Genomic DNA, 11,568 nt, shown 5'->3' with positions numbered 1-11,568 from the left:
CCTCCGACCGGACTTCGCCGGCCTGCCTACCGTGGGGTCAGGTGGCGGGGCCGGGGTGGTGCGGGCTGGCGGACGAGTGCCGGGGTCGGGTGTGCCGGGCGGAGGGTGAGCAGGCTGCCGACGAGGCCGGAGAAGAGGACCACCACGCCGAGCGCGATCGCGGTGGCCGACGGGAGCACCACCCGCAGCGTCGCGTGGGGGTCGAGGTCGCCGAACCCGTCCAGTCCCCAGCGGGCGACCGCCGCGCCGGTGCCGATCCCGCCGGCGACGAACAGCAGCAGGCCGACGGTGACGCTGGTCTCCAACCGCAGGAGGCGTATCCAGCGGTCGGAGGCGCGCTGCGGGACGAGCCTCTCCTGCCGGCCGTAGATCTCGGCGAGGCCGCCGAAGAGCACGAGCTGCACCCCGACCAGCACCATCAGGCACGCGTACACGAGGGTGGCGACGTCGAGCCGGACCGGGCCGAGGGACAGCGGACCCGGGGTGAGGGCCGCCGCTCCGGCCAGCCCGAGCGCGGCCAGCGCGGCGCCCGGCCGGACCAGCGTCTTGCGCGGCGCGAACACCAGCAGGAACCGCAGGTGCCGCCAGCCGTCGCGCCAGGTACGCAGGTGCGGTGGGCGGGACCGGCCGTCGGGCGAGAGGGCGGTCGGCACCTCGGCGATGTCGTACCCGGCCAGCGCGGCGCGCACCACCAGCTCGGAGGCGAACTCCATGCCCGGCATGCAGAGCCCGAGCGCGCGGATCCGTTCCACCTGGAAGCCGCGCATGCCGCAGTGGAAGTCCCGGACCTCGCGCAGCCCGAACAGCCGCCGGCCGAGCCAGCTCAGTACCGGGTTGCCGAGGTAGCGGTGCAGGGGTGGCATGGCGCCGGGTGCGATGCCACCGGCGAACCGGTTGCCCATCACCACGTCGTGCCCGGCGCGCAGCGCCTCGATGAACGGGCCGAGGTCCGCCAGGGCGTACGAGTCGTCGGCGTCGGCCATGATGACGTACCGGCCGCGCGCCTGGTCGATGCCGTTGAGCAGGGCGCCGCCGTAGCCGCGTACGGGGGCGTGCACCACCCGGGCGCCGGCGCGCTCGGCGATCTCCTGCGATCCGTCGGTGGATCCGTTGTCGGAGATCAGCACCTCCCCGACGACTCCGCACTCGTCGAGCGAGCGCAGCGCCTTGCGTACGCAGACCTCCAGGGTCTCAGCCTCGTTGAGGCACGGCAGTAGCACCGTGACCTCGATCTCCGGTTCGTTCGTCATGCTCCCCGTTGCTTTCTGCCGTGTCCGCCGCGAGCCGGTGCGGCTCGTCGTCGGGCTGGGTGGTCGGGTCCGGTCCGCCGTCGGTCGGCGGCCGGTTCGCCTCGCCGTCGACCGGCGGTGCCGGGTGAGGTGCCGACCGCAGTCGCTGCCAGCCGACCGCGGCGGCGATCGGGAGGAACGCCAGCGCCGGCAGGCCGTAGCGGTGGTCGAACATCGAGGTGGCCACGGAGAAGACCATGATTCCGAGGCCGATGCCGGCGTACAGCAGGGCGATCCTGCCGAGTCGCGGCCGGCCCCGGCGCGGCCACACCGCCCCGGCGAGCGCGATCAGCAGCATGCCGGCGAGTGCCGGCGGCGGGGTGACGCCGTACCGGCCGTAGCCGTGCAGGAACCGGCTGGCAGCGTTCGCCTCGACGTCCCGGCTCGGCGCCGGTTGCCACCGGTAGTCCGGGCCGGCGGTGCGCGGCACGCAGTCGGGGTCGGCCGCCCAGTCGGTCGGCGCGGGCTGCGGTCGCCACCAGTTGGCCAGGCATGCCTCGCTCGGTGCGGGCCGGGTCGGCCAGAAGTAGCGGGCGGTGTCCGACGCGACGGCGAGAAGGTAGTCGCCGGGCTGCTGCCGGAGCACCTCGCGGGCGAACTCGTCGAGGTCCTCGGGTCGTTCGGCGGCGCGGATGGGGCTGTCCCGGTTCCAGATGAACCAGTCGGGCCGGGCGGGGCGCTGGTCCAGCGGCTGGGTGGGGCAGAGCTTGCGTAGCCCTGGTCGCAGGTCGAGCCGGTCGCAATCGGCGATCTGGGCGGTCCGTCCGTAGAGGAACTTCCCGCCCTCCAGGCCGAGCGCGCCCCGGACGGTGCCGATGCCGGCGAAGGCGAGCGCGAAGAGTGCGACGACGCCGAGCAGGTACGCCACCGGCGCCCGCCAGCCGCGCCACGGCAGCAGCAGGAACAGCAGCAGGGCGGCGACGGCGACGACGCCGGTGGGTCGGGTCGCCATGGCCACCGCGACGGCGACGCCGGCACCCGCCGCGGCGAGCGCCCGGGGTCGTTCGCGGCGCACCAGCAGCAGGACCGCCACGGCCAGCGCGCCGGTGAAGAGCGTCTCGGTGAGCAGGTACTGCTCCAGCGTGACCTGGGTGGCGTCGAGCAGGATCGGCGCGGCGGCGAGCGTGGCCAGCCAGGCATTGCCGCCCAGGCGGCGCAGCAGCAGGTAGGCCGCGACGCCCAGGGCGAGCCCGGCGAGGTGTTGCAGCGCCACCACGGTGGCGACGGTGCCCGTCCATTCGAAAGCCTTGAGCAGCCACGGGTACGTCCACCGGGCCGGCATGGCCGGCCATTCGCCGGCCCGTTTGAGGTACGTCCCGGAGTCGCCCTGGAACCACAGCGCGGGCAGGTACGCGACCATTGCGGTGATTCGCAGCGCGAGACCGACGGCGAGCACGACGGCGAGGCCGAGGTGTCGACGCAGCAGGGCAGGGAGGGACCGTGGGCCGCCCTGTCGCGTAGTCGGACGTCCAACGTGCACGGAAAGCTCCCGACGACAGCTGAGAGTGATGGCGCGGGTCAAGTTAGCACACGGACGGTGTTCGGACGGCGACCCGCCGATCGGGCCGGGTGGCGCCCGGGTGGCCGCAGGTCCCGGGGCGGGTGCTCAGGCGACGCCGGCGGGGCGGAACTGGACGCTGACCCGGGGCCCGGCGGACCGGGTGGTCTTGGGCACGGCGTGCTCCCAGGTGCGCTGGCAGGAGCCGCCCATCACGACGAGGTCGCCGTGCCCGAGAGGGAAGCGCAGGCTGGTGCCGCCACCCCGGGGTCGCAGCAGCAGTGTGCGGGGCGAGCCGAACGAGACGATGGCGACCATGGTGTCGGTGTGCGCGGAGCGGCCCTGGGTGTCGCCGTGCCAGGCGACGCTGTCCCGGCCGCTGCGGTAGAGGCACATGCCGGCGGTGACGAAGGGTTCGCCGAGCTCGGGGGCGTAGTGCCGGCTGAGGGCGGCGCGGGCCTCGGCGAGCAGCGGATGCGGCAGGGGGCGGTGGGCGGCGTACCAGCAGAGCAGCCGGGGCACGTCGACCTCGGCGTCGTACATGGTGCGGCGCTCGGCCCGCCAGGGCACGTCCCGCAGCAGGGTGTCGAAGACCTGGTCGGAGCCGGCGACCCAGCCGGGGAGGTGGTCGACCCACGCGCCCCGGGTGAGCGGGTGCCGGCGCAGCCGGCCCGCCATGCGGCCCAGCGACGGCTCCTCGACGGTGAGGTCGAGCATCGACGGCTGGTAGGCGGCCCCGGTCATCGGCTCAGCGTACCCGCCCGTTGGCACACGTGTTCGAGGATGGCCGGGAAGGCGGAGCGCAGGCGGCCGCCCGGCGCCGGGTCAACGGTTCAGGATCCGGCGCACCGGCCCGCCGACGGCCCGCTTCACCCGGGCCCGTAGCCGCTGCTCGCGCAGGGTCTCCGCCTCGGCCAGCAGTTCGGCGTTGCGGTCGCGCAGCCACCGCACGCGCTGAAGCAGCACCTCCGCGGCGGTCGCGCCGGCCGGGCGTACGGCGGGTGGGAAGGTGGTGGCCCGCACCTGGGCGTCGAAGCGCGCGGCGCTGTCGCCGTCGGCGAAGGCGTTGCCGAGGTTGTGCTTGGCGAGGAAGGCCAGCATGGTCTCGTAGCGGGCCTTGTGGCCGGCGTTGAGCGGGCCGTAGTCCGCCTCGTCGTAGAGCTGGGCGGCGTCGACGTCGGCCGGCACCTCCTTCATCACCCGGTGCGGGATGTCGAAGTACCGGGCCAGCTCCAGGGTGCGCGAGTCGTGCGCGAAGAGGAAGCCGGGCGTGCCGGCCACCAGCGCCGTGATGGTGCCGTGGATGCGGGTGCCGAACGCGAACTCGAACCCGGAGAGATAGTCCATCCAGGTCCACGGGTCGACGAACATCCGCACCTTGTCCTCGGTGAACAGCGGGTGCGAGGTGTGGACCGGGATGGCGCCGGACTTGCCCCGGTCCTCGGGGGCGTCGCCGTAGAGCAGCGTGCCGAGCGTCTTGAGGTCCTGCGGCAGGTAGCGCAGGTTCGGGTACCGCTCGTGGTGCCGGGCGATGATCTTCGCCATGGACTTCACGTACGGCGAGATCGTGAGCGCGAGGCGGTCGTCGGGCGTCAGCGCCGGCTTCCGCTTCTCCACCTCCAGGCTGTCGCCGTGCAGGAACATCGACGGACAGCCGATCACGTCGACGGCGGAGAAGCCGAGGGTACGCAGGTAGCCCTCCGTGATCTCGCCGCGGACGCCGATGCTGGGCGAGCGGTCGAGGACGGCCCGCACGAACCGGCTCACCACGTCGTCGATCGGGCGGAGGTACTCCCGGTCGCCCTTGACGTCGGTCTGCACGCCGACCCCGAGCACCACCACCGGGATCTTCAGCCGCTCGATGAGCTTGGTCATGGTTTCGACGCGGTGGGCGTAGCTGCGCCGGAAGGCGTTGGCGAGCGGTACGACGTAGACGTCGTACCTCTCGTTGATCATGTCCGCGTCCCGCGGGTTGACCTTGAACTCGGTCGAGGTGATCTCGGCGGTGGAGGTGCGCAGGAGCTTGTGGGCGGCGTGGCTGAAGACGAGGTTGCCGTTGTTCTCGCCGATCCAGTTCTGCGCGTACGTCTCCTCAGGGGAGTAGACGTCGAACGGGCCCTTCTTGGCCCGCATCAGGATCCGCCGGTGCATCCGTCCCCGCCTCTCGGTCGCCCTGGGTCACGGAATACTAGGCCACCGTCCGACGCGGACAGAGCGGCCGGTCACCGTCGTCACGTACCGGAACGGGGCGGTCACCCGCCGGACGTGAGGGGTCGCCAGGGCCGACGGGTAGGGTGCCCGGCGGGCGGTGCCGACCGGGCGGCCGCCGCGGGACGTCCCGACGACGGGGTCGAGGAGGAGACGTACGTGCTGGTGACCCTGCGGATCTCCGGAGGCCCGGCGTGACGGGCGCCGCGACGGCCGCGCCGGCCCGCCGGCCCGCGTCGCCGGCCAGCCGCCTGCCGTCGCTCACCGGGCTGCGCTGGGTGGCCGCGCTGCTCGTCTTCGGCTTCCACGCCGGGACGATGGGCATCATCGCCGAGTCCGACCACCGGGCCGTGGTGAACTGGGTCTTCACCCTCGGCCTCTCCGGCGTGCAGTTCTTCTTCATCCTCAGTGGCTTCGTGCTGGTCTGGTCGGCCCGGCCGACCGACACCCGTCGGGCGTTCTGGCGTCGCCGGGTCGCCAAGATCTGGCCGAGCCACGTGCTGCTGTGGGCGCTGGCCCTGGCGGTCGCCGCCTGGTTCGCCGACCCGGTGGACGGCGGCGTGGCGCTGGAGAACCTGTTCCTCCTGCAGGCATGGGACCCCCGGCCGGGCCACTTCTACAGCATCAACACGGTCAGCTGGTCGCTGTCCTGCGAGTTCTTCTTCTACCTCTGCCTGCCGCTGGCGCTGCCGCTGATCCGCCGGGCCCGGCCCTGGGCGCTGTGGAGCGTCGTGGTGGCGGTGCCGCTGCTGATCCTCGCGCTCTGGCCGGCACAGGCCCTGGCGCCCGAGGAGAGCCGCTGGTGGTTCACGCAGATCTTCCCGCCCGTACGGTCGCTGGAGTTCTGGATGGGCGTGGCCGCCGCCGAGCTGATGCGGCGCGGCCGGTGGCGGGGGCCGGGTCTGCCGGTGGCCAGCCTGGTCTTCGTGGCCACCTGGGTCGTCGCGGCGCAGTGGGTGCGCGCCGAGTTGTGGGCGGCGCTGCTCTCGGTGGCGTACATCCTGGTCATCACCGCCGCCGCGGACGCGGACGTGCGCGGGCGACGCTCGCCGTGGCGTTCCCGGCCGATGGTCTGGCTCGGTGAGGTCTCCTTCGCCTTCTATCTGGTGCACGTGCTCGTGATGATCAGCGTGCTGCGCTTCACCGGGGACTGGGGAGTCGGGTTCAGCGGCTGGTGGGGGCTGACGGTGGTGCTCGGGTTCCTGCTGGTCAACCTGGCCCTCGCCGGGCTGGTGCACCGGTTCGTCGAGACTCCGCTGATGCGGCTGCTCACCCCGCGCCGGACGGCCGCGCCCCGCGCGATGGACGCCACCGTGGCCCCGGGGCAGCGTCGCGACGCGGTGCCGCGGCCCCGGACGGGCGACGACCGGGCCGAGCATCGGACCGAGTACGTCGACTCGCGTTGACGCCCCCGTACGAAAACGTCCGCGTCGGCGAGGGCGGGTCGGCCGAACGGACATGGTGACGCCGGTCACGCTGCGGGGAAAGCGTCATTCGGCGCGGCGGGGCCCATTTCCGCCCGGTGTCGCGTGGGCGTCTGCGCCGGGTCGTCCCGTTGCCGCCTCGAAGCTCCGCTGGATACCGTCGTCCCATTGAGTCGCGTCAGTGCCAGGGTGCCGCAAAACTGGGCCGCAGATCGATGTTTAAGCAGGTGGGAGTGGTTTGGCAGGCCGTGGACCGGCCAGTAATGTCGGCGCGTCCGGTGCGGTAACCGATCGCAAGAGGCGACGCCGCGCCGACCCGCCTAATCGTGAATACGAACCGGGGACCCAGTGCTTCATGGGGTGAATCCGTGGGCCCGCGGCCCGTGGTAGGGCGTTCTTCCCGCCCGAATCCGTCAGCTAACCCGGTCGGCGGCGTCGGAAGGAGCTCCATCCTCGTGCAGCACCCACCCGTCCCCCCGCTGTCCCGCCGTCTCCACGGCGCCGCGGTGCCCGTGCTCGTCCGCCCTCCGGCCACGAGCTGACCCACCGGTCACCGTCCGTCGCCCGGCCTGCCGGGCGCATCCCCTGAGTGGCCCACCGCCCGCCCGGACACCCGTCCGCGGGGCCGGTCCGCCCTGCCCTCGGCGCGGATCGACGGCCGCTCACCCCCGAGCCCGTGGAGGAAGAACCGTGAAGCACCACCTCAAGCGGCACCTGCGCCGCCTCACGTCCGAGCGCCCGTACCAGCTGGCGGTGGCGTCCGCCGCGGCGCTCGTGCTGGCGTCGGGCACGGGCGCGCTGCTGGCCGGGGCCGACGAGGCCCCCGCCGCCGCGCAGGCCCCGGTCGCCGCGTCCGAACCGCGCGACGACACCGCCGCCTCGCGCGGTCAGGCCCGGATCGCGACGGCCCCGTCCGCTGCCGTCCCATCCGCCGCCGTCCCGTCCACCGCCGCTCCGGCGGCCTCCAGCGCCGCCCCCTCGGCCAGGGCGTCCAGCGCCGCCCCCGACCCGGACCTGACCCGCAAGCCGGAGCGGCCGAAGCCTCCGGCCGCCAAGACCCTGGACTACGACTACCAGGCCCAGACCACCTTCTACAACTGCGGTCCGGCGGCCGTCCGGCACGCCCTCAGCGCGGCCGGCATCGCGCGCAGCCAGGACGCCCTCGGCGCCCAGCTGGGCACCGACCAGCTGGGCACCGACTCGGCCCAGGACACCACCCGCGTGTTGAACGCGGCGGTGCCGGGCGACCCGTACCGGACCCGGACGATCCCCGGCGGCGCCGCGACCCCGGCCCAGATGGACCGGCTGCAGGCCGACGTCGTCGCGGCCATCGGCGACGGGCGGGGCGTCGTGGTGAACGTCGCCGGCAGCGCGACGGACACCGCCGGCGGCTGGCACTCGTTCCCCGGCGGCCACTACATCGCCGTGGTCGGCTACAAGGACGAGGGCCGGCTGGTGAAGATCGCCGACTCGGCGAACCCGGCGAGCGCGTCGTACTGGATCAGCACCATCGCCCTGGCGAACTGGGCCGCGACCCGCGGCTACTCCGCCTGAGCGACGCGTCGGGCGCCGGCTCCCCCACCGGGGGGCCGGCGCCCGATGTCGTGTCCGGGTCACGTCCCTCGCTCGGGCGGCAACCGGGTGGCACACTGCGCCTCATGGTCGATGGATCGGGTGACCGGGACGGCCGGCGGGTGCTCCTGCTGCTGCACGGCATGGGCACGACCGGCGACGTGTGGCTGCCCTGGGCGCCGCTGCTGGAGCGTCGATGGGCGGGGCGGTGGCTGGCGCCGGACCTCGCCGGCCACGGCTGGTCGCCGCCGCTGCCGGAATACTCGTTCCCGGGGCTGGCCGCGCGGATCGCCGCCGGGCTGGCGGCGGAGGATCGGCTCGTCGTGCTGGGACACTCTCTCGGCGGGGTGGTCGGGCTGGCGCTGGCCGCCCGCGACGCCGGACTGCTCGTCGACGCCGTGGTCGGCATCGGCATCAAGGCCGTCTGGTCGCCGGCGGAGCTGGCGAAGGCGGGGGAGCTGGCGGCCCGGCCGGTGACCTGGTTCGCCAGCCGCGACGAGGCGGCCCGCCGCTACCTGCGGGTGGCCGGCCTGACCGGCCTCCTCGCCCCGGACCATCCCGTCGTGCAGGCCGGGCTGCGGCAGGCCGACGGGCGCTGGCGGCTGGCGATGGACCCGGCCGCGTTCGGCGTGGGGGCGCCGGACCTGCCCGCCCTGCTGGCGGCGACCGACGTGCCCGTGCTGCTGGCCCGCGGCGAGCGCGATCCCATGGTCACCGACGCGCAGCTCAAGGAGCTGGGCGTGCCGGTCGCCACCCTGCCCGGCCTCGGGCACAACGCCCACGTCGAGGCCCCCGAGGCGGTCCTGGACCTCGTCGACCCCTACCGCTGATCCGTCTGCCATCCCGGGGCCGCGCCGCGGGGGACGTGGCCGACGATCAAGAGCCGGCAGTCGCCGGTGCCTCGGGGCGCGCGGCGGGCACCTCCCCGTGCCCGGTCCCGCCCTGGTCCCGGACGCGTGGTGGCCGGATCGCCGTGATCGCGACGGCGGACCCCGCAGCGAGGAGGGCGAGTGCCAGCCAGGGGAGGGCGGGCAGGTGCCAGCGTTCGCCGAGGTCCGTCAGATAGCCGATGACGGTGTTGCCGCCAGCGGCGACGAGTCCCCCTGCGGAGGCATACACGCCCAGGTAGGTGCCGGTCAGGCCCGGACGGGCGAAGTCGGCGGCACGGCTGAGCGCGAACGGCTGGGCGATGTTGAGGCCGATCGCCAGGAACGCCGTGGCGAGGGCCACCGGTATCGACGCCGCCAGGACGATCGCGATCGCGGTGTTCCGGCCGCCGGCGGACAACCAGGTCGCGCTGCCCGCGCCGGCGATGAAGGACACGGCGGAGAGCAGCAGGCCGACGACGATCGCGGCGTGCGAGGACATCCGGCGTGCCAGCGCCTGGGAGACCCGCACCTGTAGCAGCAGTGTCGTCACGGTGGAGATGAGGAAGACCGCTCCGGTCGCACTGGCCCAACCGGTGACCCGGGCCGCCTCCAGCGGAAGAAGCAGGTAGAACTGGTTGTACAGCGTCAGCATGCCGGCGCAGGCGACGGTGAAGACCATGAACCGGCGGTCGGTGGTCACCTGCCGCCAGCTGGCCCGGAGCGGCCCGGCCGGCACCTCCTGGGCCCGCGCCGGAAGCCAGAGCGCCTGGGCGATCGTGAGGACGGCGAAGATGACCGCCGAGGTGAGCGCCATCGGCCCGAACCCGACGAGGATGAGCACGCTGCCGAGCAGCGGGCCCGCCAACGCGCCGACCGTGTTCGTGAGGCTGTAGAGCGTGAACGCGTCGACCCGCCTGTCGGCGGCCTCCAGCGCCAGGTAGGTGCGTACGGCCGGCGAGAACAGCGCGCCGGCCAGACCGGTCAGGACGGCGGCGCTCATCAGCCCGACGGCGCTGCTCGAGAAGGCGAAGATGGCGAAGGCCAGCGTCCGTAGCGCGCAGCCGGCGATGATGACCGGCCGGCAGCCGAAGCGGTCGGCCGCGGCGCCACCCACCACGGTCAGTCCCTGCTGGGCGAAGGTCCGGATCCCCAGCACGGCGCCCACCACTGCGGCGGCCATCTGCAGGTCGTTGGTCAGATAGGTGGCGAGATAGGGCACCAGTAGGTAGAAACCGACAGCCATCCCGCACTGGTTGACCAGTAGCAGCCGCACCGGCCCGGACATGGACCGGAACAGTCTGATCGTACGCACCCGGGCCTCCCGCCTGCCATTCCCGGCGACCGGCTTGTCGCCTGAAGGTAGCAGTTGCCGCAGTGTGGCAATAAGGCCTACTGGGCGGGAAGGTCAGGTGGCGGGGGAGAGCGTCGCCTCGTCCGGGTCGACCGGCAGGTCCGCCCCGCCGGCGGGCCGCGGGGCCGGCGGGTTCCAGCCCTGGTCGAGCTCCCGCCGGGCGGCCTCCAGGAACGCCTCGGCGTACGTCTCGGTGGGAAAGTCGCCCAGGTAGCGGCTCCGGGTTGCCCACCGGGCCGAGGCCAGCGGGTCGGTCTCCAGCAGCGCGGTCAGCACCTCGTCGAGGTTCGACATGTCGCGTCGCAGCACGTAGCCGGAGCCGGCCAGCGGGAACCGCTCGGTGAACCGGTCGCCCTCGCCGGCCATGTCCGTCACGGCGTACGGCTTGCCGGAGTAGAGGTAGTCGGAGATCACCCCCGACACGTCGGAAACCAGCGCGTCCGAGCGGTTCACGCACTCGGTGAGGGTCAGCTCCCGGCTGGCGGCGGCGCCGAAGACGTGCTGCCGGCCGCTGCGCGCCCGGTCCGCGGCCAGCAACTCGGTGAGCCGGCCCAGCTGCCGGGCGGAGGCCGGGTTCTGCGAGGTGTACGGGTGGGCCCGCAGGATCACCGTCGCGCCCCGCTCGAGCAGCCGGCGCAGCAGGGCCTCGGCCACCGGCAGGGAGCAGTAGTTCGCGTCCGCGTTGTGCCCGGTCCAGGTCGGCGTGTAGAGCACGGTCGGGTTGCTCCGGCCGGGTGCCGACTCGGGGCGTACCTCGATCGACTCGACCTGCGGGCGGCCGACGATGACGAACTTCTCCGCCGGGATGTCGACCCCGGCGCGGGCGTACCGGTCGACGGCGGCCCGGCCGGCGACGAAGATCCGGTCGAAGATCGCCGAGACGGGGTTGGCGCTGGGCGCCTTGTCGCTGTCGCCGTGGTGCAGCTGGACGTGGGTCAGCTGGGTGAAGCGGATGCAGTGGCTGTTCTTCGCGCCGTGGTTGACGTAGAACGCCACCCGCAGGCTCGGCACCAACGCCTCGTCCATCGCCCTGGTGGTGGGGCAGTAGACCACGGGCGCGCTGGTGGCCGCGGCGACCAGGGGCAGGAACTCCGGCTCGCGCACCATCACCAGGAACGGCCGGCCGATCCGCTCCAGGTACGGCAGCCACATGGTCACCTGGTACTCGGAGCCGGGCGGCGCGGAGAAGTGCAGCAGGAACTCGGGCTGGTGCCGGCGCAGCGCGCGGGACACCGCCGAGCCGCCGGCTCCCGGGGAGAACCGGCGCCGGGCCAGGTCCAGGCCGACCGTCGCGGCGCCGGCGGCGACCACGGCGACCGCGGCCAGCGCGACGCCGGCCGGCAGGCCCGCGACGGCG

Annotated in this window: 10 protein-coding genes and 1 riboswitch; of the genes, 4 read left to right on the top strand and 6 right to left on the bottom strand. The window is 73.8% G+C overall.

The window, feature by feature from the left end; all coding sequences use genetic code 11:
- Positions 1 to 26 precede the first annotated feature (26 nt).
- From V6U77_RS21440 to V6U77_RS21425, 4 genes are all read right to left on the bottom strand, one after another.
- The gene (locus V6U77_RS21440; protein ID WP_334608250.1) at positions 27 to 1,250 is read right to left on the bottom strand and encodes a glycosyltransferase family 2 protein; all 1,224 of its coding nucleotides are present in this window, start codon (positions 1,248 to 1,250) and stop codon (positions 27 to 29) included.
- On the bottom strand, positions 1,192 to 2,685 hold the full coding sequence (locus tag V6U77_RS21435) for a glycosyltransferase family 39 protein (RefSeq protein ID WP_334608248.1): 1,494 nt from the start codon (positions 2,683 to 2,685) through the stop codon (positions 1,192 to 1,194). The genes V6U77_RS21440 and V6U77_RS21435 overlap by 59 nt, the downstream gene beginning before the upstream one ends.
- A 210-nt stretch (positions 2,686 to 2,895) precedes the next feature.
- Complete coding sequence (locus tag V6U77_RS21430) at positions 2,896 to 3,531, bottom strand: alpha-ketoglutarate-dependent dioxygenase AlkB (protein WP_334608246.1); 636 nt, start codon at positions 3,529 to 3,531, stop codon at positions 2,896 to 2,898.
- Positions 3,532 to 3,612: 81 nt separating this feature from the next.
- Positions 3,613 to 4,938 carry a polysaccharide pyruvyl transferase family protein gene (locus V6U77_RS21425; protein WP_334608245.1) on the bottom strand — a complete coding sequence of 442 codons (1,326 nt, stop codon included), beginning with the start codon at positions 4,936 to 4,938 and terminating at the stop codon, positions 3,613 to 3,615.
- Between the two features lie 114 nt (positions 4,939 to 5,052).
- Here V6U77_RS21425 and V6U77_RS21420 point away from each other — a divergent pair, with 114 nt between their 5' ends.
- The 4 genes from V6U77_RS21420 (at position 5,053) to V6U77_RS21405 (ending at position 8,821) form a co-directional block, all read left to right on the top strand.
- The gene (locus V6U77_RS21420; RefSeq protein WP_334608243.1) at positions 5,053 to 5,193 is read left to right on the top strand and encodes a hypothetical protein; all 141 of its coding nucleotides are present in this window, start codon (positions 5,053 to 5,055) and stop codon (positions 5,191 to 5,193) included.
- A complete protein-coding gene (locus tag V6U77_RS21415; protein WP_334608241.1) occupies positions 5,190 to 6,401 on the top strand; it encodes an acyltransferase family protein in 1,212 nt (403 codons plus the stop codon). Before V6U77_RS21420 ends, V6U77_RS21415 begins: the two co-directional genes overlap by 4 nt.
- 325 nt (positions 6,402 to 6,726) lie before the next feature.
- Positions 6,727 to 6,866, top strand: a riboswitch (cyclic di-AMP (ydaO/yuaA leader).
- Between the two features lie 243 nt (positions 6,867 to 7,109).
- The gene (locus V6U77_RS21410; RefSeq protein ID WP_334608240.1) at positions 7,110 to 7,973 is read left to right on the top strand and encodes a C39 family peptidase; all 864 of its coding nucleotides are present in this window, start codon (positions 7,110 to 7,112) and stop codon (positions 7,971 to 7,973) included.
- 104 nt (positions 7,974 to 8,077) lie between these two features.
- Positions 8,078 to 8,821 (top strand): alpha/beta fold hydrolase, encoded by a 744-nt coding sequence (locus V6U77_RS21405; protein ID WP_334608238.1) that lies wholly within the window; start codon positions 8,078 to 8,080, stop codon positions 8,819 to 8,821.
- A gap of 46 nt (positions 8,822 to 8,867) precedes the next feature.
- Here the strand turns inward: V6U77_RS21405 and V6U77_RS21400 are convergent, their stop codons facing one another.
- Positions 8,868 to 10,172, bottom strand: coding sequence for an MFS transporter (locus V6U77_RS21400; protein WP_334608236.1), 1,305 nt, complete (start codon positions 10,170 to 10,172; stop codon positions 8,868 to 8,870).
- Positions 10,173 to 10,265: 93 nt separating this feature from the next.
- Positions 10,266 to 11,568 (bottom strand): CDP-glycerol glycerophosphotransferase family protein (locus tag V6U77_RS21395; RefSeq protein WP_334608234.1); only part of this gene is annotated, 1,303 nt, incomplete at its 5' end.

Source organism: Micromonospora sp. CPCC 205546 (genome assembly GCF_036902715.1).
In the GTDB taxonomy this organism is placed as follows: domain Bacteria; phylum Actinomycetota; class Actinomycetes; order Mycobacteriales; family Micromonosporaceae; genus Micromonospora.
The sequence above is the reverse complement of the archived record's forward strand: the minus strand, read 5'-3'. Positions and strand labels throughout refer to the sequence as shown.